This window comes from Sediminibacillus terrae, assembly GCF_009602435.1.
Lineage (GTDB): Bacteria > Bacillota > Bacilli > Bacillales > Amphibacillaceae > Sediminibacillus > Sediminibacillus terrae.
Map to the genome: position 1 here is coordinate 318088 of NZ_VZDQ01000025.1, position 20494 is coordinate 338581.

20 protein-coding genes and 1 tRNA gene are annotated in these 20494 nt (G+C 44.4%); 14 read left to right on the forward strand and 7 right to left on the reverse strand.

Annotation, left to right across the window (positions count from 1 at the left end; translation table 11 throughout):
- The first annotated feature begins 152 nt into the window (after positions 1 to 152).
- From F6X55_RS14925 to F6X55_RS14935, 3 genes are all read left to right on the forward strand, one after another.
- Positions 153 to 545, forward strand: coding sequence for an OsmC family protein (locus F6X55_RS14925; protein WP_026770759.1), 393 nt, complete (start codon positions 153 to 155; stop codon positions 543 to 545).
- A 109-nt stretch (positions 546 to 654) separates the two neighbouring features.
- Positions 655 to 1275, forward strand: coding sequence for a YczE/YyaS/YitT family protein (locus F6X55_RS14930; RefSeq protein WP_153464501.1), 621 nt, complete (start codon positions 655 to 657; stop codon positions 1273 to 1275).
- A gap of 126 nt (positions 1276 to 1401) precedes the next feature.
- Positions 1402 to 2202 carry a YfkD famly protein gene (locus F6X55_RS14935; protein WP_153464503.1) on the forward strand — a complete coding sequence of 267 codons (801 nt, stop codon included), beginning with the start codon at positions 1402 to 1404 and terminating at the stop codon, positions 2200 to 2202.
- A gap of 358 nt (positions 2203 to 2560) precedes the next feature.
- On the opposite strand, the gene F6X55_RS14940 is transcribed toward F6X55_RS14935, so the two are convergent.
- Positions 2561 to 3430, reverse strand: coding sequence for a mechanosensitive ion channel family protein (locus tag F6X55_RS14940; RefSeq protein WP_081718055.1), 870 nt, complete (start codon positions 3428 to 3430; stop codon positions 2561 to 2563).
- 185 nt (positions 3431 to 3615) lie between these two features.
- On the opposite strand from F6X55_RS14940, the gene F6X55_RS20110 reads away from it, so the two are divergent.
- From F6X55_RS20110 to F6X55_RS14960, 5 genes are all read left to right on the forward strand, one after another.
- Positions 3616 to 3765, forward strand: a complete 150-nt coding sequence (locus F6X55_RS20110; protein WP_162832878.1) for an SE1561 family protein — start codon at positions 3616 to 3618, stop codon at positions 3763 to 3765.
- A 121-nt stretch (positions 3766 to 3886) separates the two neighbouring features.
- A complete protein-coding gene (locus F6X55_RS14945) occupies positions 3887 to 5188 on the forward strand; it encodes a Na+/H+ antiporter family protein (protein ID WP_026770757.1) in 1302 nt (433 codons plus the stop codon).
- A 259-nt stretch (positions 5189 to 5447) separates the two neighbouring features.
- On the forward strand, positions 5448 to 6239 hold the full coding sequence (gene pdaA / locus F6X55_RS14950; protein ID WP_153464505.1) for a delta-lactam-biosynthetic de-N-acetylase: 792 nt from the start codon (positions 5448 to 5450) through the stop codon (positions 6237 to 6239).
- Between the two features lie 237 nt (positions 6240 to 6476).
- The gene (locus F6X55_RS14955) at positions 6477 to 6863 is read left to right on the forward strand and encodes a VOC family protein (protein WP_026569338.1); all 387 of its coding nucleotides are present in this window, start codon (positions 6477 to 6479) and stop codon (positions 6861 to 6863) included.
- Between the two features lie 20 nt (positions 6864 to 6883).
- The gene (locus tag F6X55_RS14960; RefSeq protein WP_153464507.1) at positions 6884 to 7756 is read left to right on the forward strand and encodes a DNA-3-methyladenine glycosylase family protein; all 873 of its coding nucleotides are present in this window, start codon (positions 6884 to 6886) and stop codon (positions 7754 to 7756) included.
- Between the two features lie 6 nt (positions 7757 to 7762).
- Here F6X55_RS14960 and F6X55_RS14965 read toward each other — a convergent pair whose 3' ends face one another.
- On the reverse strand, positions 7763 to 9145 hold the full coding sequence (locus tag F6X55_RS14965; protein WP_153464509.1) for a tetratricopeptide repeat protein: 1383 nt from the start codon (positions 9143 to 9145) through the stop codon (positions 7763 to 7765).
- Between the two features lie 332 nt (positions 9146 to 9477).
- Complete coding sequence (locus F6X55_RS14970) at positions 9478 to 9885, reverse strand: hypothetical protein (RefSeq protein WP_153464511.1); 408 nt, start codon at positions 9883 to 9885, stop codon at positions 9478 to 9480.
- A 353-nt stretch (positions 9886 to 10238) separates the two neighbouring features.
- Here F6X55_RS14970 and mbcS point away from each other — a divergent pair, with 353 nt between their 5' ends.
- Positions 10239 to 11819 carry an acyl-CoA synthetase MbcS gene (gene mbcS / locus F6X55_RS14975; protein ID WP_153464513.1) on the forward strand — a complete coding sequence of 527 codons (1581 nt, stop codon included), beginning with the start codon at positions 10239 to 10241 and terminating at the stop codon, positions 11817 to 11819.
- 157 nt (positions 11820 to 11976) lie between these two features.
- Positions 11977 to 12126, forward strand: coding sequence for a hypothetical protein (locus F6X55_RS14980; protein WP_153464515.1), 150 nt, complete (start codon positions 11977 to 11979; stop codon positions 12124 to 12126).
- 4 nt (positions 12127 to 12130) lie between these two features.
- On the opposite strand, the gene F6X55_RS14985 is transcribed toward F6X55_RS14980, so the two are convergent.
- Positions 12131 to 12298 carry a hypothetical protein gene (locus F6X55_RS14985; RefSeq protein WP_153464517.1) on the reverse strand — a complete coding sequence of 56 codons (168 nt, stop codon included), beginning with the start codon at positions 12296 to 12298 and terminating at the stop codon, positions 12131 to 12133.
- Between the two features lie 307 nt (positions 12299 to 12605).
- Between F6X55_RS14985 and F6X55_RS14990 the strand changes: the two genes are divergently transcribed.
- Positions 12606 to 14747, forward strand: coding sequence for an ATP-dependent Clp protease ATP-binding subunit (locus tag F6X55_RS14990; protein ID WP_026770752.1), 2142 nt, complete (start codon positions 12606 to 12608; stop codon positions 14745 to 14747).
- Between the two features lie 211 nt (positions 14748 to 14958).
- Positions 14959 to 15849, forward strand: a complete 891-nt coding sequence (locus F6X55_RS14995; protein ID WP_051390377.1) for a ComEC/Rec2 family competence protein — start codon at positions 14959 to 14961, stop codon at positions 15847 to 15849.
- A gap of 69 nt (positions 15850 to 15918) precedes the next feature.
- Here F6X55_RS14995 and F6X55_RS20255 read toward each other — a convergent pair whose 3' ends face one another.
- Positions 15919 to 16500, reverse strand: a complete 582-nt coding sequence (locus tag F6X55_RS20255; RefSeq protein WP_153464519.1) for a general stress protein — start codon at positions 16498 to 16500, stop codon at positions 15919 to 15921.
- 331 nt (positions 16501 to 16831) lie between these two features.
- Between F6X55_RS20255 and F6X55_RS15005 the strand changes: the two genes are divergently transcribed.
- Positions 16832 to 17689 (forward strand): dimethylarginine dimethylaminohydrolase family protein, encoded by an 858-nt coding sequence (locus F6X55_RS15005; RefSeq protein ID WP_026770751.1) that lies wholly within the window; start codon positions 16832 to 16834, stop codon positions 17687 to 17689.
- Positions 17690 to 17785: 96 nt separating this feature from the next.
- Here F6X55_RS15005 and F6X55_RS15010 read toward each other — a convergent pair whose 3' ends face one another.
- Entirely contained in the window at positions 17786 to 18529 is a 744-nt protein-coding gene (locus tag F6X55_RS15010; protein ID WP_153464521.1) for a YwiC-like family protein, read from the reverse strand.
- A gap of 196 nt (positions 18530 to 18725) precedes the next feature.
- Between F6X55_RS15010 and F6X55_RS15015 the strand changes: the two genes are divergently transcribed.
- Positions 18726 to 18798, forward strand: a tRNA-Ala gene (locus F6X55_RS15015).
- Positions 18799 to 19151: 353 nt separating this feature from the next.
- Here F6X55_RS15015 and F6X55_RS15020 read toward each other — a convergent pair.
- A complete protein-coding gene (locus F6X55_RS15020; protein WP_153464523.1) occupies positions 19152 to 20081 on the reverse strand; it encodes a manganese-dependent inorganic pyrophosphatase in 930 nt (309 codons plus the stop codon).
- Positions 20082 to 20494: the final 413 nt, after the last annotated feature.

The window sequence follows — 20494 nt, forward strand, 5'->3', positions numbered from 1 at the left end:
TATCCATCAGGCTCTTTGATATAGAGAATAGCAATCCTTTCCAATCTAATATGTCCCATAGAAAAGGTCAACACTTTTATCTTGGTTATTTTGTATTAAAAATGCGGCGTTCCGGGAACATCCATACTAAAAGGTTATAAGGGAGTGGTGATATGGACTTTTATATGAAGGAGCAAGGGGTACGGACATCGTTCGATTTTGGTCAACTGAATATATCAGGCAATGAAGATTACGGTTTCCGTCCGTATCAACTGATGGTCTCCTCCATTGCGGGGTGCAGTGCTTCTGTATTCAGAAAAATAGTCGAGAAGCAGCGAATGGAGTTGGAGGATTGGAAAATTACCGCTGATGTGGAACGAAATCCTGAAGAGGCAAATCGAATCGAACGGATTCAACTCCATTATATTGTAAAAGGGAAAGGGTTGAGTGAGGAGAAACTGAAAAAGAGTCTGCAGACGGCCAGGAAAAATTGTTCAATGATCCGCTCTGTCGAAGACAGTATTACAATTGAAGAAAGTCTTGAATACATCGAGCTGTCTGTATAAACTGAAAAGGTCTTATCTTTTATAAGACCTTTTTTCAATTCGAAAAAGACAGAGGCTCGCGCGTTGAAAGCTGCTATGGACAAAGAAGCGGGCAGAAGGAGTTCTGAACATGGGGAAACAGTTAGTCGTACGGTGGATGTTTTTCATTGCAGGCTTGATTGTATTGTCATTTGGCATCAGTTTGACCATTACTGCCGATTTGGGGGTAGGTGCATGGGATGCGGTCAATGTCGGATTATCCGATGTGACCGATTTGACTGTCGGGAACTGGGTGATGATCATCGGAATTGTTTTGATAGGGGTGAATGCCTGGCTTGCGCAGGAAAGGCCGGACTATTTTGCAATCGTTACCATCCTGGTGATTGGAATGATGATCGATTTTTGGCTGCTGGTCGTCATGGAAGCCTGGAATCTAACCGGATTGGCCATCCAGTCCGGGATGCTTGTCGTCGGTATTTTGGTGCTTGCTTTCGGGGTTTCTTTGTATTTGCAGCCCCAATTGTCCTTGAATCCGGTCGATGGGTTAATGGTTGCCATCCAAAAACGTTGGAAACTTCCGCTTTTGGCGGCCAAAACCATTACGGAAGGATTGGCGCTCGTTGCCGCTTTGCTTATCGGCGGACCAGTCGGTATCGGCACCATCGTGATCCTGTTGCTGATCGGCCCCGCGATACAATTTTTTGAGCCACAGGCAAAGAGGCTGCTGACAGCGCTGACACAGCACCAATGATAAAATAAGGGAGAAACCGGGGGGCTATAACGGTAAAACGGTCTTGCCGGTTTTTTTAGCTGGGTCCGGGTGCATAACAAGTCCTGCGGGTGAAATACTAGGGAAAAACCCGAAAGGATTGGGCATATGAATAAGCTAAAATGGATATTGGCGATTGCCTTATGTCTCATGATCGCTTTTCCTTCCTATCTTCACGCAGAAGAAAAGAAGCGGGAGGACGAATCAAAAAAGAATGAGGTTCCCAGCCATGTGTTGAATGTTTCCAAGGAAAATACCTATCCAAACTCTGCGAAAGATGAAGCGGTTTTAGAACCGAGCAAACTGGTGAAGGAGCTCATAGAAGCTTCCGATGTGAAAATAGAAAATCCGGAATTGATCAAATTGTTGAATGAAACCTCGTTGAAGCCCTCTCCATTGGCGATCGGATACCGTGGAATGGTGTATATGGGGCATTGGCCGCTGAATTATAAGTCGGCTGAAACGACGCCGAATTGGGAGTATCAGAAAATCAATACCAATCAATTGAACAATATCGGCGGCGATAATCAGAAGACAATGAGCTACAACCAGGAAGAGGAAAAACATATAAAAGGGGCATTGACGGCAAAAATCACCAACGCCGACCAGGTGAAACGGATGATGCTGCTCGATGCCAAGACAAACACCGACTTGCCGCTGTCGTTTCATACTGTACTGGGAAGAGGGACGAAAACAAGCAATTCATATGCCGTACCGAAGGAAAAAATCGGCTTTCTGACGGCATATGCGCCAGCTGTAAACGAAAAAGGACAGGTAACCTTCGGGGAAGTGTATTTGGAACTGAAGGGATCCAAAAAACGCATCGTCGTGAAAAATGTCACCAAGCAAGGCATCGGAGCCTGGATACCGGTGCAGGATCATGTCTCTTTTTCCTTCCAACTGAAGTAAACAGCGAAAGCATTCGATTCGGAATCGAATGCTTTTTTCGTTTTATAGGATTTGACTGTCTGTGATAATGATTGGCTGAAACAGCCACGCCGAGGCTGTTCTTGAGCTTGCCGGAGGCCCAAACGGTGTGTGGCATGCAGGCGTTGCCACAGGGACGTTGCGGCTTTAACTGTATTCCGAAACAGGGTCTTGCGCTTTTGTCCTTGCAAGGGACGACTTTGCTGAAAGCAGCGACTTTCGGAAAAAGAAAATCCCGTGACCGAAAGAAAACCGACTTCCCGAAAAAGAGGATCAACTTGTGATGGAAGGGAAGAAGAGCGATTAATCGTAAAAGAGTCCACATATAAAAAAAGGGAAATCAACTGGAAGGTTGATTTCCCGGGCGATTGCGGTAATTGATTTGCTGTTCGGCCATCATGATGCCGTGCTCGTACATCGTTTCTGCGAGGATGCGTCGCGTTTCTTTGGCGGCGGTGAAATACAGCAGGTCGTTGCACAATCCGGTAACTGTGTATTGGTAACCATGGAATTGATCATTCAGCGACGACATGCCATACAGCTGAAAAGGTTCGATCGGATTTCCTGTCAGGTCTTTTTTTAAATAATCCCCGAGCTCGGAATTAAGCCGCCCGACCGTTTCCTCCAAGAGTGCAAACATCTTCTTCGGGTCTTCATAAAAACTGACGCTGACATTTTCGATTACCCGCATTTCTTCCATATTGTAATTTTCAATCGTATGGATTTGACCATTGCCGATGGTTGTCAGTTTTCCGGACCACTGGCGCACCTTTAAAAAACGCAGCCCGATTTCTTCGACCAATCCTTCGTAGGCATTATTGACCTTGACCCAGTCCCCTTTTTCAAGCTGTCTTTCATAAAGAAGGAACATCCCGGCGAGCAGATCTTTGACAAGGCTTTGGGCACCGAAGCCGACGATTATCCCGATCACACCTGCCCCGGCCAGGATATTGCCGGCATTGATGCCGAATTGCCCCAGGACATATACGATAAAGCCGAAGGTTGCAATATACTTGATCAACGAATTCAACATCGACTCGATGGTTTTTTCTTTTTTTTCTTCAATGAAACTGGTTCTTTTGAAAAAGGAATGAATAATCCTCCGTAAAATGACGACTAATAGGAACGTAAGGAGGGCACCGATGACAATTTGGGTGAAACGGCTATCCCAGAATCCCTCTATGTAACCCCACATCTCTTGAAACGACATAGCTTCTACCTCCACGATTTGCTTAATGGGTATTATAGCATGTTCCTTAAGGGAGTTTAAGTCCAGCAGGCTTATCCGGTGGAGAAGTGGACATGCCGGCCTTTTTCCGTTAGGATAGGAAGGGCTTTTTAAAGATAATATGTTAAAAAGACAGGGTGCTTCGCAAAAAAGGAGGAACAGCTTAGATGGCAAATCAGGACAAAATCGAACAGCTGAAGGTTCATTTAGCAGGCTTTATGACTCGATTGGAAAACATGGATCCGGAAGAAACGTCTATCGAAGACATCGATCAATTGATCAGCATTTTGGACAAGATGGAGACAAGTTTGAAATGATTTTTGTCAAATGCCGGCAATTTTCGATTGTCGGTTGATTTTTTTTTATCAATCCTTTACTATGGTAAAATGGTAGAGTGATAAAGAAAAAGCGTTTTATTGAGAGGAGTATAGATTACGTATGTGGATTGTTATTATTTCTGTATTAGTCATGACCGTGCTTAGCCTTTTGCGCGTGAATGTAATCATAGCGATTATAGCTGCAGGGCTCACAGCCGGATTGATGGCCGGATTGACACCGGTGGAAGCTGTGGAGCTGCTTGTCGAGGGAATGGGAGGTCAATCGACTACCGCGCTCAGCTATATATTGCTTGGGGCGTTTGCGGTAGCCATCAGCTATACAGGCATCACCAACTTGCTGGTGAATTACCTGATCAAAATGCTGACTGGCAAAAAAACGATGATGCTGCTGGCGATTGCGGGGATTGCTTCATTATCACAAAACTTGGTACCTGTTCATATTGCATTTATACCGATTTTGATTCCGCCATTATTAAAATTGTTCGATAAAATGAAAATCGATCGTCGCGGAGTGGCAACTGCCCTGACATTCGGTTTGAAGGCACCTTACATCATGATCCCGGCAGGGTTCGGTATCTTGTTTCATCAGACAATAGTGAATGGAATGGTAAACAACGGCAGCGAACTGACGATGAATCAGGCTGCATTGGCAATGCTTATTCCAGGGTCTGGAATGATTGTCGGGCTGTTGATCGCTGTGTTCATCACATACCGAAAGCCGAAAGAGCCGATTGAAATCAGTGAAGAAACAGATGCAGGCGAAGAAATGAGTCAAGAGGTTACCTTTAACAGGAATCATGCTTTTACAATCATAGCGATTGTAGCAGCGTTGGTTGCACAGATTATGACAGACAACTTGATTATCGGTGCATTGACAGGACTCGTGCTAATGTTCGCTTTTCTGGTAGTGCCTTTTAAGCAAGGTGACAGTATCATCAGCGAGGGAATAGCGATGATGGGAACGATTGCCTTCGTTATGCTCGTCGCTTCCGGTTATGGGCACATTTTGCAAGAGACAGATGCTGTCCAAGGATTGGTGGAAGCTTCCTCCAATGTGCTTGGGGATAACAAAGTGATCATCGCTTTTGTATTATTGTTGGTCGGTTTGTTAGTCACCATGGGAATTGGTTCCTCGTTTGGTACCGTTCCGATTTTGGCAGCATTATATGTCCCGATTTGTCTGGCTGCAGGCTTTTCGCCGATGGCCACGGCGGCTTTGATCGGTACGGCAGGGGCATTGGGCGATGCAGGTTCGCCGGCCTCCGACAGTACGCTCGGGCCAACGGCTGGTCTAAATGCGGACGGCAAGCACAATCACATTTGGGATACATGTGTTCCTACCTTCATCCATTATAATATTCCGTTATTCATTTTTGGCTGGATTGCAGCGGTAATCCTGTAAGCACAACCAGAAAGCGGCTGTCTCTTCAGTGGGACAGCCGCTTTTTATGGAAAGAATAAATTTGTGAGATATACTTTGCAGGGAAAAAGACTTTGCATATGTTTGTCGGTGCACTACACAAATTCGGCGAATTTATCCTTCCTCTTTTAACAGGCGCTTGCGCTTTTCTTCATGCAATGGAAATTTTTGCGCTTGGATTTTCCGCATAATCTGTCCGCCCAATGAAAAAATAGGATTAAAAAGAATCTGGGTGAACCATATGTATAAATTATATTGGATCATGCTTGCTGTCCTGCTGTTTGGGGCTGTCGCTGCACCTGCAGGAAATCTGGTTGAAGGGTACGGCTGGGGATATAAGAAAAACAACAATCACCAGCCGCCGGAAGTAGGGAAATACGGCGATATATTAGAAGACAATGGCGGTTACTATCTTGATAAGTCTGGAGAAAAAGTGATTTACTTAACCTTTGATAATGGATATGAACAAGGGTACACGGGCAAAATTCTCGACGTTTTGAAAAAGAGAGATGTTCCGGCCGCCTTTTTCGTGACGGGTCACTATGTCGAAAGCAGTCCGGAGTTGGTGAAGCGAATGGTCGAGGAAGGACATATCGTCGGCAATCATTCGTACCATCATCCTGATTTCACCAAGTTATCGAAACAAAAGATGAAAGAAGAGCTGGACAAGCTTCAAACAGCTGTGGCGAAAATCAGCGATCAAAAAACGATGCAATATGTCCGGCCGCCAAAAGGCGCTTTTACGGAACAGTCGATTAAATGGGCGAACGAACTCGGATACATCCATATGTTTTGGTCTCTGGCGTTTGTCGATTGGAACACAAACAGTCAGAAGGGATGGCAATCTGCCTATCAACAGGTGATCGACCAGGTCCATCCCGGTGCGGTCATCCTGCTTCATACGGTATCGGAAGACAATGCAGAAGCATTGGAGTACATGATCGATGACATGCGTAAGCAAGGCTACACGTTTAAAAGCTTGGATGACTTGGTCATGAAGGATCTATTGCCACGCCCGTTCTATCAATTATAAAGCTGAATCCGCCTTTCTTTAAGAGGGGCGGATTTTTTGTGGCAGCAGCAAGAAGTGAAAGTTTTATCCGGATTCAGGCCCCCTCCCTCGAAGCCTTTTTTGTATGCCAGAGGAAGCCTGTCAACCGGATGTTTTTTTCTTTAGCGGGATGACTTCTTTTTTATAAATGGAAAACTGTCAGAGATTTGGATTTCAACTATAATAAAGGAGACAAGAAAAGATGGGAGGTCGGAAAGTGTGCTGCATCATGTGGAAATAAACGTGACAGATGTAAAGAGAAGCCGCAAGTTTTGGGGCTGGTTATTGGAGGAATTGGGTTATAGCCTCTATCAGGAGTGGGAAAATGGTTTTAGCTATAAGGAAAATAGGACTTATCTGGTATTTGTGCAAGTACAGGAACAATTTCGCGATGCGGGCTACCATCGAAGCAGGGTAGGGCTAAATCACCTAGCATTTCACGCTGAATCGAGGGAACATGTCGACAGGATGACGGAAAAACTGGAACGGCGGCAAGTGCCGATTCTTTACCAGGACAGACATCCGTTTGCTGGTGGGGATGATTATTATGCCGTGTTTTTCGAAGATCCGGACCGGATAAAGGTAGAGCTTGCAGCACCTGAATAATTCAATAAGGAGCCATGTATATGTGGAAAGAGACCATTACACTGGATACAATATATGATTTTGATTATTCATTACAACGATTGCAGATGGATCCGCTGTTGGTTGTTGATCGTCAGCGGCGCAGCGTGGATATTCCTTTGAGAACGGAGGACGGCGAGAGACACAAGGTAACGGTCAGAGCCAAAGGAACTACACCGCACCCGGCTTTTGAAGTATTGGGTGAACAGAAGGATTATCAGACGGAGTTATTAAAACAAACGTTTGATTTATTCCAGTGGGACAAAGATTTGACTGTGATCAACGAGCATTTTATCGGCACAAATTTAGAGCGGCTATTCTATGCGCATCCTGGAACACCGATTGTACGGGACTTTGATTTGTACTTTTCTCTGATGAAAGGGATTATCCACCAACAATTGAATATGAAATTCGCCTATACACTGAGCACCCGGTTTGTTGAAGCGTATGGCACTTATCTTGATGGCGTCTGGTTTTATCCGGAACCGGAAGATATCGCCCGGCTTGATTATGGGGATTTACGGACGATGCAGTTCAGCCAGCGGAAAGCGGAATATGTGATTGATACCTCGGGGAAAATTTCCGGAGGAGAAATCGACTTGGCAGAGCTTGCTGCCCAATCGGACAAGCAGATCATCGATCAATTGGTGAAAGTTAGAGGGATCGGTGCTTGGACTGCGGAAAATTGGTTATTGTTCGGCCTTGGACGTGATGACCTGCTGCCCAAGGCCGATATAGGAATTCAAAATGCACTCAAGTTTTATTTTGATATGGATAGGAAACCGACTATATCAGAAATCACCGATATGAGCGATGGATGGGCGCCTTATAAAAGCCATGCTGCTTTGACGCTTTGGCGCAGCATTGAAGGGTGAAAGGGATCAACGCTGCATCTGCAAATATAACTGCTGGTAGACGGCCGCTTCATCTTTGTTGCCTAAAGTCAAATATACTTTGGACAATAGCTGTACCGGTTTCGGATCTTCGGGCTTGAGTTCCATTTCCCATTTAAAGCAGTCGATCGATTTTTCCGGCTGATGGAAGTACAAATATAGTTCACCGAGGGTTCCCTGCTGTTCAGGGTCTTCTTCCAGCTGTTGCATCTTGTTCAGTTTTTGTTCAATTGGCAGATGGATGCCTTGTTTATGAAATGGTTGCAGCCATTGTTTGAGGGTATCTAAATCGTAGTCGCGGAAAAAGGCTGATATGCAGCGTATCACAATCGGTTCCAGTAATTGGGGCTGATCAGAAAACAAATCGATCAGACGGTGGTTCAGACTGCCGAACAGGGAACGGAATGTCGCTGAGCTTGCTTTTGCGAAACAGTCGGCAATGGCTTGTTTGTGAGCGGGTGATGGTTGGATGTCGTTTGCAGTCAAAAGCTGGACCACTGCGTCGGGCTGTTGGCTTTCGAGAAGCTTTTCCAGCAACTGGGCGCCCAATGCCGCTGGTAATTCAGCGGAGTAAGCCAGCTGGCGGTAAAACTGAAGCTGCTGTTCCTGGTCGAATTGCTGTTCAATCAAATCGAAGACGACAAGATCTTCGGCTGTTGTCCGGTTTGTCAGCAGATGCAGGCGGACGGCAATTTCATCAACCAAACGGTTCTGTTGGTGCAGGGTGGCGAGCAATAAGCCGCTGGTTTCCGGTTCATTCAACCGGTCAAAACTGAGCCTCTCGAAATGTTGTGGATCTGAAGAAGAAATCTTTTTCAGTTCCGCATAACGCTGTCGATAGCGTTGAAAATCCAAGTGACCTTGCATGTCACGGGCAAAAGTATCTTCTGGTGCATAATCGGCAAAAATGTTCAATGTCTTGTAAGCTAACAGCATTTGACCGTTACGCCGGTATTTGTAATAAGTATTTTTGAGCAGTTTATGGATGGGTTCATTGGCAGCAAAGCTGTCAAATAAAGTGAGTATATAGGCGGTTTCCAAGGGAGAGTGGCTGGCGGATGTTTTTTTATACAGTTGGTTGAAACTGATCGATCGGAATGAAGGATGGTCGGACAGCACTTGGAGTGTGAGCGGATGTGTTCCGGAAAAGCTGATTCCTCTGGCGAGCGCCCGGTGGAGAAAGGATCCAAGTTTTATGTGTTTTGCCCGGATGCCGTTGAGCGGTTTATCTTTGTATATATATAAATAATAACAGTCGTCGTTCCGGTCGACCGCTTCGATGATCTTACACGAACGGTACACCACCATTTGCTGCGGTTTCAAGTCGATTGTCTTCTTATTAGCCATTAAGGTAACAGTTTCCCTTTTCATGACAATCCCTCCTTCATATTTGTATCTAGCATATCACAAAAAACCAAGCATTTCCCCCCTGGCAAATTAAAGAAATATAAATACTTGAGACCGGGGACAGAAGACCGGGGAGACCGGGGTGGGGTCTGACCCCAAAATGCAGTTTAAGCTCAACAGAATTAACAAAAACCCCATTAAATCAAGCTTCCAACCCTATCGGGGACTGACCCCGTAATGGCTGAAGGACTGGCACCAGCTTGTGTGAGGGTCTGACCCCCTGTACCTCGGCCCCCTGCACTAATGGAAAAAAAGGGACAGTCCCCGTTTGAAAGCGGGGACTGTCCCTTTTGCTATTAGTCTTCAATCATGGCGAGGTAGCGTTTGGTTTTTCCGTCGTGTTCGGCGATGAGTATGTTTTCTTTATCGGTCGCATAAATGGCGGTGCCTACAGGGAGTTTGGTCGCCATGTTTTCGGTGAATTCATCTCCGTCTGAATAAGTGGCCTCAATGGTTCCCAGTTGTTCCTCTTTCGAGACATCCATGGACTCGAGCGACTTCAAATCGGTTTTGTAAATCCTTTTTTTCCATTGGAACACATCGGCATCCTTGTCCTTTTTCAAAATTTGTTCCACATCAGGGTATGCCTGATTGTGAATCCCTTCATTCCCCGGTGACTTTTCTTCTGACTTTGTGGACGCACAGGCAGTTAGAACGACGGACAGCAACAAGAGAAGAAGCAGGCGAAACTTCATGATCATCACGCACCAATCATCATTTTTTCAATCAAGCTTAGCAGCCGATCCGGTCCTAAAGGGGAAATTCCGTTTCACCGAAAACTTGATTTTGCTAAAGTAATTCACCGATTTACTTTTGTTAAAACTTGCTAATCAGCAAAAATCCAAATTCTTACCAAAGACCTATATAACGACCTTTCTGCTGCACTTTTTTGTGAAGCATCCCCCCTAATGAAAGCTGGAATCAAATTTTATCATAATATTGACAGCGCTTCCATATAGATTGCATAAGTTTTCTTACTTTTCATAGACTTTAGTAATTGATATAATGACTAGAAATTAATACCTGATACTAAATAATAGGAATGAGGGATGAACGGATGGATAAAAAAGACTTGATCGCTCCGGAAAATTATAATATTGCGATGGAAATAGAGAAGTATGCGAGCGGGCCGGAACGGAAGGCGTTGATTTATGAAGACAATGAAGGAAATCAACAGGAAACCACTTATCAAGAGCTGTTAGTCAACGTTAACAAGATCGGAAATGTGTTTTTATCCAATGGTCTCAAAAAAGGGGACAAGGTATTAGTCATGATGCCCCGGTTGATCGAGTCCTACCAAATCTATATGGCGGCTCTTAAAACCGGTATTATCATTATCCCTAGTTCAGAGATGCTGCGGACAAAGGACTTGCAGTACCGGGTAACGCATGGGGAAGTTGCAGGAATCATCAGCTATCATCCATTTGCAGAACAATTTACAGGTATCACGGAATATGATGAGTTAATCAAGTTTTCGGTCGGCGGCGAGATAGAAGGATGGCACCACCTCGACCGACTGAAGGAAAAGGCGTCAGAACAACTGGAAATGGCTGCGACCACCCGGGATGACATCGCCTTTCTTCCATACACTTCAGGAACGACTGGGAATCCTAAAGGAGTCGTCCATACACATGGCTGGGGATTTGCCCATTTGAAAACAGCGGCAAACAACTGGCTGGCAATCGAAGACGGAGACGTGGTATGGGCAACAGCTGCTCCGGGCTGGCAAAAATGGGTTTGGAGCCCGTTACTGTCCGTTCTCGGTTCCGGTGCAACCGGGCTTGTTTACAACGGCAAGTTCGATGCGAAGAAATATCTATCTTTGTTGGAAAAGCATGAAGTCAATGTGCTTTGCTGCACACCGACGGAATACCGTTTGATGGCAAAGCTTGATAACCTTGATCAATACGCACTGACCAAACTGCATAGTGCCGTATCGGCAGGGGAGCCTTTGAACCGCGAAGTAATTGATACGTTCCGCAACCACTTTAATATAACCGTCCGGGATGGTTATGGACAGACGGAAAATACACTGCTGCTCGGATTCTTGAAAGGGATGGAAGTAAAACCTGGATCCATGGGCAAGCCTACGCCAGGCAATGAAGTCGTCCTTATTGATGAGGACGGAAATCCAGTGGCACCGGGCAAGGTCGGAGATATTGCCATTCCGCTCGATACACCAGCTTTATTCAAGGAGTACTATAAAGATACAGAACGCACGAAAAAATCGTTGCGCGGCGATTACTATGTAACGGGTGACCAGGCATCAAAGGATGAAGACGGTTATTACTGGTTCGAAGGACGCAGTGATGACATCATCATCAGCTCTGGCTATACGATCGGACCGTTTGAGGTGGAGGACGCGTTGATCAAACATAAAGCGGTCAAAGAATGTGCTGTCGTCGCCAGTCCTGACCCGGACAGAGGGAATGTCGTCAAGGCGTTCATCGTCCTTCAGCCGAATGTTGATAAAAATAAGGATGGCCTAGTCAAAGAATTGCAAGACTACGCGAAAAAGTGGACTGCCCCTTACAAGTATCCTAGAAAAATAGAATTTATCGAAGAACTGCCGAAAACCTCATCAGGTAAAATAAGAAGAATCGAACTGCGCCAAAAAGAAAAAGCCACCACTAATTAAAGTCAGTACCGCCAAAACCATCAGGGTCAGTCCCCGCCTCTTGGATGCGGGGACTGACCCTCCAATGTTTTAGGATGGCAAAGCGCTGTTTGCGAATCTGGCAGGATGTGTTATGCTTGGGGCAAATGTGGATCTATTCTTATAGGAGGAGAACAGATTGAAAATCTTACGCGAGCTTGGGTGGGTCGTGCTGTTGGCTTTTGTTTTGATCATGATTCCGTTCAAGGTGATCGGCCCCCTTCAGGAGGAACTGCCGAAAACGGAAGCGGAAGAAAGTTCTGCCGTAAATGAACCGGTCCATGAATAGCTGTTCAGGTAACATCCTGAAAGCAGACGCATTTATCTAAAGAATATTTTTTCTTACATTTACGAAGCCATTCCGGAAACGGAATGGCTTTTTTCATGAAGAAGCGGCTATCTTTTTCAAGTTGACCTCCTTCTCCGTAACGTCCTCCTTCTTGAAAGGTTTGTTCAATCATCCTTATCTTCACCATGTTATATAAAATCTGATATTTGTCGTTCTGTAACGGGTTAATTGAGAATAAACAACAAATTTGACCATTTTTGATTAAAGGAATAAAATAACGGGTAATAGGATGAATACAGGGTTCCATCCTTTTCAACCTCGTACAGATCAATAAAGCCAATACAAAAATTATTTAAAGAAATTCTAATTTAGGGGTTGAAAGTCAAAGAAAGTCAAACTATACTATAGATAAGGTCAAAGATAGTCAAAGTCAAAGACCAAACTACTTACCTTATATATTTGAAGGAGGGAAAGCGAATATGCAATGCCAAAATTGCGGTGTTCGTGAAGCAACCATTAATGTAAACCTTCGTTTTAATAATCAAACACAACAAATGAATTTATGCGAAACTTGCTTTCAAGAAATAAAAAATAGTGCTAAAAATCCATCCGGCTTTTTCAATCAAGGCGGTATGGATTTCAATCAATTCTTTGGCGGAGGAGCGTCTCCGTTTGAAGGGTTCCAGCAAGGAGGCGGACAGGCCCAACAACAGCAAGCCAACGGCGGAAAAGGCGGCGGATTGCTGGATGAGCTTGGTAGAAACCTCTCGCATGCTGCGAAAGCAGGTTTGATCGATCCGGTTATCGGTCGGCAAAACGAAGTGAAACGTGTGATTGAGACATTGAATAGAAGGAACAAAAACAATCCGGTTCTTATCGGGGAACCTGGCGTAGGTAAAACAGCAATTGCAGAAGGGCTTGCCCTGAAAATCGCGGAAGGCGACGTTCCGGCTAAATTGATGAACAAAGAAATTTATCTGCTGGACGTGGCATCTCTGGTAGCCAACACAGGTGTCCGAGGTCAGTTCGAAGAGCGTATGAAACAGCTTGTTTCTGAATTGCAAAACCGGAAAAATGTCATTCTGTTTGTCGATGAGGTGCATCAATTGGTCGGTGCAGGTACAGCGGAAAGCTCCCAAATGGATGCAGGCAACATCCTGAAACCTGCGTTGGCTAGAGGCGAACTGCAGCTGGTCGGTGCTACGACGTTGAAAGAGTACCGCAAAATTGAAAAAGACGCAGCACTGGAACGCCGTTTCCAACCAATCATTGTCAAAGAGCCAAGCGTCGAAGAAGCGGTGCAGATTCTGCAAGGGCTGCAAGAGCGTTATGAAAGCTATCATCAAGTAAGCTATTCAGACGAAGCCATCCGCGGCGCGGTAACGTTGTCTCAGCGTTATCTGCAGGACAGATTCCTGCCGGACAAAGCGATCGACTTGATGGATGAGTCAGGTGCACGACTGAACCTTGCCAATTCGCAATCCGATAAGGATTCCATCCAAAAACGCCTGGATGAGCTGCACGAAGAAAAAATGCAGGCAGCGGAAAAAGAAGATTATGAACGTGCTGCCAACCTGAGACATCAGGAAATTAAACTGGAAAAACAACTGGAAGAAGCAACCGACGCACCTGCCGCCGAGGTGACGATAGAGGATATTCAATTGCTCGTAGAAGAAAAAACCGGTATTCCGGTTCGGAAAATCCAATCCGACGAGCAGCAGAAAATGAAGTACCTGGCTAAAAATCTGTCCGAAAAAGTTATTGGACAAGAAGTCGCGGTGCAAAAGGTGGCCAAAGCCGTTCGCCGCAGCCGCGCCGGCTTGAAATCCAAACATCGTCCGATTGGATCCTTCCTGTTTGTCGGCCCGACCGGTGTCGGTAAAACAGAATTGACCAAGGCGCTTGCAGAGGAGTTGTTCGGAACAAAAGAATCGTTGATCCGTCTTGATATGAGTGAGTACATGGAGAAACACTCCGTGTCTAAGATCATCGGTTCCCCTCCTGGCTATGTCGGCCATGAGGAAGCCGGACAACTGACAGAACGTGTACGCCGCAATCCGTATAGCCTGATTTTGCTGGATGAAATTGAAAAAGCCCACCCGGACGTACAAAATATGTTCCTGCAAATTATGGAAGATGGTCATCTGACCGACAGCCATGGCCGCAGGGTGAGCTTCAAAGAAACAGTCATCATCATGACAAGTAATGCGGGAACCGGCGACAAGCAAATCTCTGTCGGGTTCACCAACACAGCAAATGAAGCTGTTTCGACGCTGGAAAATCTCAGCGCGTACTTCAAGCCGGAATTCCTGAACCGATTCGATGCAATCATTCCATTCAATGAACTGCAAGAATCCGACCTGGTTCAAATCGTCGACTTGATGATTGCTGAACTGGCAGAAACACTGAACGAGGAAGGCTTGACCATTACAGTCAGCGACGATGCGAAAAGATACTTGGCCGACAAAGGCTATGATCCTCGATTCGGTGCAAGACCGCTTCGCCGCGTCATCCAGGAAAAAGTCGAGGATGGTATTACCGACCTTGTCTTGGATGAAGAAGATATCAAGGCGATCAATGTCGAACTGGTGGACAATGAAATCAATGTAGTAAAAGCATAAGCAAGAAAAATGGCTGGTCCCTGGTATGGGGGCCGGCCTTTTTACATATGTAAAAATTTAAAAACGATGGTTCATGAAGCCCCTTTCAGGAGTCCCTCGAGCGAAGTGTAAGTTGTTTCTGATCAGCCCGACGTGCTTTCTGGATTTACATCTACTGCTGCTTGCGGCCGCATAAAACCATGGTTTATTTCCAATCATAAGGTTAACCATCATGCTGACGGAGGTTTTTTATGTGGCGAGGCTGATTGCTGCTTTTATTTTGTTATATTTGGTTGTGATATTCCTCCCTTTTATGGTATGTGCAGCCGCCCGTCACGACTCGGATAACGAGCTGCAGGTGCATTTCATCGATGTAGGGCAGGGGGACAGCATCTTGATAGAAGCACCTAATGGGCGGAACATGCTGGTGGATGGAGGACCGCCTTCTGCAGCGGAAAAAGTGATTGGATATTTACGCGAAAGAAACGTAAAAAAGCTGGACCTGGTAGTCGCGACACATCCGGATATCGATCATATCGGAGGAATGGTCGAAGTGTTGAGTGAATTCGAGGTCAAGCATTTGGTCGACAGCGGAAAGCTATATACGACTGAAACTTATTTTCATTACTTACAGCAAATCAAAAAACAAAAAATTCCGGTGACGATTGCGGCCGGGGAAGAAAATATCGTCATCGATCCACAGCTGACCATCCGTGTTTTAAATACACAAAATGCCTTTAAAACAAATAATCAGTCGTCGATTGCACTATCTATAAGGTACGGCCGTGTCGATTTTTTGTTGATGGCTGACGTGGAAACAATTCAGGAACAGCACATTTTGGATGCGAAACATTTGGAGGCGGAAATATTGAAGGTTGCGCATCATGGAAGCGGCACCAGCACCTCGTTCGATTTTATCCGGGAAGTACGGCCGGAAACTGCGATTCTATCCTATAGTAAGGCCAATGATTTCGGGCATCCTGTCGACAGGGTCGTCGATTATCTGCAGCTTGCCGGCGCCACCATTTACTCGACTGCCAAGGCTGGGGATATTGTAATCCGGACAGACGGGAAAACCTACGACGTGGATGTTTCAGGTACGGACCGAGTTTTGACCTATTAAACGGTCCCGATATAAAAAAGGCTGGCTCCTTTACGGAACCAGCCTTGATCATTTCTGTTGCTGAAAACATTATTTGTTGTTATTATTGTTTCTAGAGCGACTGTTACCGCCTTTTTGACCGATTTCTTCATAGAATTCACGGTCATATTTGTCGCTAGTAGTTTTACCGCCTTTTTGGCCAATTTCCTGGAAGTGATCTTTGTCATATTTGTCGCTTACAGTGTTACCGCCTTTTTGGCCAATCTCTTGGAAATGGTCTTGACCATATTTATCGCTTACGGTCTTACCGCCTTTTTGACCGATTTCTTGAAAATGGTCTTGATCATATTTGTCACTTACGGTGTTACCGCCTTTTTGGCCAATTTCCTGGAAGTGATCTTTGTCATATTTGTCGCTTACAGTGTTGCCGCCTTTTTGACCGATCTCCTGGAAGTGTTCTTTATCATATTTGTCGCTTACAGTGTTACCGCCTTTTTGGCCGATTTCCTGGAAGTGATCTTTGTCATATTTGTCGCTTACAGTGTTGCCGCCTTTTTGGCCGATTTCTTGGAAATGGTCTTTGTCATATTTGTTGCTTACAGTGTTACCGCCTTTTTGACCTGCTTCTTCTACAGACATCTTATTGTTTCTGCGTTTGTTATTGTTTGCCATCTTTATCTTTCCTCCTTTAAATTGTTTTCACTACTACGAGTTCCACGTATGGACGCTTTTAAACTTTTCTTCTTCTAAGAGGCTACGTTTGATTCAATAATCTTACTTAATTTGGAAAACATATAAGCCTGTTTATCTACTTGTCTTCTGCGGCAGCCGAGGGAAGGTTGGAATACTTGCCAATGTTTCCACTATTGGTTTATACTTAAATGTTAGAAAATTCAATCAAGTAAACGGGCTGCCTTGCGGTTTTTGATGATAAGGAAGAGGGAATATCTCCTTATAGTAGTCAGTATATTATTCCAAATGATAATGGAGGTAACCCGAGTTGATGATAAAATCAGAAGAAAAGATCATTGGTTGCACGACAGAATACCGAAAGTTAGAAACATTATTCATTTGCAGGCCGAAATATATGGAAATCACCGAAGTTATCAATGAAACACAACGGCATTATATTAATGGTAATATCGACGTCGATTTGGCAATGGAACAGCATGAGACATTTGCCCGTACATTGGAAAAACACGGAGCGGAAGTTATCCGTCTGGAGCCGGAACATCAGCTCAATGAACAAGTTTTCACCCGGGACATCGGTTTCTGCATTGGCAGCCGATTGTTTTTATCGGAAATGAACACACATATCCGGGGCGCAGAAGTAGACGTATTGAAACAAAGCTTGCAGGATAAAGGCATTTCTTATCATCGTCCTTTTTTACAATCCATTGAAGGCGGAGACGTCATGGTCGATGGTGATAAAATCTGGGTCGGCATCAGTAAAAGGACGACCAGGGAAGCGGCAGAGACCCTGCAATTACAGCTGGGAAATGATTATCAAGTCATCCCGCTACCCATTGACGATAGCATTCTTCATCTTGATTGCGCTTTTAACATCCTTAGTCCCGATTGGGCTTTGATATACCCGGATGCATTTGCTCCCGCAGATTATCAAAAATTGAAAGAAAACTATCATCTGATTGAAGTTACCGCTGCAGAGCAATTTTCCATGGGCACCAACGTCCTTTCCATCGGTGGAGGTAAAGTCATCAGCATGCCGCAAAACAAGGATGTCAATGAAAAAATGCGACGAACCGGTTTCCAAGTAATTGAAGTGGAGTTTTCCGAAATAATAAAATCGGGTGGGTCTTTCCGATGCTGCAGTCTCCCGGTTTACCGGTCCAATAGCTGATGATAAAAAAGAAGCCGCCATGATTGGCAGCTTCTTTTTTATGAAATAACATTCGTGTGAGTATTTGATCTTCTTTCAGGCCGATCTATCAGCCTTTCACTGGAAAAAACCTTCTTCAGATAGAACGATAATCAACATAAGCACAAAAAAGAAAACGGAATTGAGGATTTCTAAGATGCCGATTTTTTTAATAGAAAGTGGTGTTTTTCCAGGCAGCAGCCAGGCTCTTAATAAACTCGGAAAGTAAGCGACACTCAGCCATATTCCTCCGATGAAAAAGCAGCCAATCGTCAGTAAAAGATGATAACCCCAGGAGAAGTACAGGAACTGCCGGTTTTTCTTTTCCCTGATCATCGTTTTCACATAAAAAATACTGCCGAAAAAGAATAAAAAGTTATAGGCAGCCAAAACAAGTGCTGCTGGTTCAATGGTACCCATACCGAGGAAGTAGCTGCCCAGTCCGCCGATACAAAAGGTAATCACGGCCACCACATCATTGAGGAACGCTCTTTCCTTTTTCTTTTTGGCAAAGTAAATGTTGACCAAAAACAGTGGAAGCATGGCAATGCCGAAGAGTATCAAACGCCAATCCACCAAGAGTAGCGGGAGCAGGAACAGCAGGGCGGCAAGGCCGAACAGAATCGCTCCTTTTTTATAAAGGGAGTTGTTCCGTTTCTTCTTGAATACCATGATAAACGGATAAGTTGCCAAGTATAAACAGAGCCACCCCAGAAACAAGGGTATATGCCAGAATGTAAAGCGGCCGGCAATGGCTTCGAGAAAGAATGGGATGATCAGCATTGCCCAGGCGCCGTGCTGTTTGGGGAGTAATTTTTTCATTTTATAAACTCCTTTGAAGGAATCGGTTTTCTTCTATTATGCAAGATTAAATGGAAGGTTAATGTGAGAAATATCACAAGCTGGGAAACAACGGACATAGACAGCCAAACAATTTTTGCTTAACCTCTTGCAAAATAGCTCGGTAATGATATATAATACTTCTTGTCTGAGTCAAACAGCACTACTAATCGAATACGGGGCATTAGCTCAGCTGGGAGAGCGCTACACTGGCAGTGTAGAGGTCAGCGGTTCGAGCCCGCTATGCTCCATCATTCAACCCCTTGTCTATCAAGGGGTTTTGCTATGTGTATGTTTTTGGTTAAAGGTGGTTTTTATCCTCTTGGGGACGAATTGGGGACGGTTTTTTCTAAAGGTGCGTAAATGTGGAATCCTTTCTTCCTACATGACACTCTGAAAGTCGTTAAAACTGCAGCCTGAAATTCGATATCATTTTTGTTGTTCCTTATCTGTTATGAAGTCTGAATGAGTATATCATTCTAATATAAAAAGGCATCCATACGATCTTAATGGACGCCTTTTATTTTTATATTTAGTAGTTCTAGCGGAAAATTGACATTTTATCTGTTTCCATTTGCCACAAAGTTCCGCTTTCATGGTTTATTCAATCCGCAAATGCGTTAGTAAGTGGAGGAACAACCTGTTTTTTACGAGAAACAATCCCGCTAAGAAAAGTTGTATTGTCTTTTAAGGTAGTCGAGAAAGCTTGTTCAAATTTGTGTTGTTCTGCTCCTAAAGCCAGTACAAGCGATTCGCTGGTCAAAATATCAGTAATCAATAATACGAACAAATCCAGATCATAGTTTTCAATTTTCTCCGAAATAGCATTTTTTATCTCTTCACTGCGGGATTGGACATTGCTTGTATCCACCACATTTATTTGAGCGATTTCTACGTTTGCACTTCCCATTTTGAATAGCTTAGCGTCAATTGAAATGATGTCTGTCGGATCGAGATTTTCTGTCCCGGCTCCGGCTTTTAATAGCTCCATGCCGAATGTTTCCATTTCCACATCCGCCAATTTGCTGAGTGCCAACGCAGCTTTACGGTCTGCCTCGGTCGTGGTCGGGGATTTAAACAACAATGTATCCGAAATGATTGCTGAGAGCATCAGCCCGGCAATGGCTGCATCCGGCTCTAACTCATGTTCTTTATAGATTTTATAGAGGATGGTCGCGGTGCATCCTACAGGCTCGGTGCGAAAATAGACAGGTTGATCGGAAGAGAAGTTGGAAATGCGATGGTGGTCGACCACTTCAACGATATTCACTTCTTCCAGATTGTCTATACTTTGTGAAGGTTCGTTGTGATCCACTAGAATTACGGCGTGATTTTTTCTCAATGGTTCTGCTGCTAAATCAGGGGCCGGAACCGAAAATGTATCAAGGGCAAATTGTGTTTCCTTTGAAATGCTGCCGAGACGTACCGCCTCTGTTTTGTATCCGAGACTGTTTTTTAAATCTGAATAGGCAATGGCAGAACATATTGCATCTGTATCAGGATTTTTATGACCAAAGATTAAAATAGTATCCACTTTTCATTATCCTTTCCAACCAATTGGTATGGTTTATGCTTGCACTAACTATATTGCTATAGATGATGATCATTGACAAATATTTTTCCGGTAATATATCGTGTAGGTGAAACCTGATTCTCCAGCACACTCTATATAAAGAATAACGACCGAAAAAAATAACAACCACTATTTCAAAAAAATCAGCCAGCATTTTCAAAAATCAAAAACCGTTTTGCCACGCTCCTTCTGCTATGCTATACTGAACGTACTACAGACGAAAGGAATGATGGGTGGACAATGAAGAACTAATCTTATTCTCAACTGTTTGAAATAGCATATTTCAAATCACACGAAATAGGATTAGTCTGCCCATTATTTAATAACAGTAAATAGCTGGTATAACATACAGTTTATTTGATATGGCACCGGTA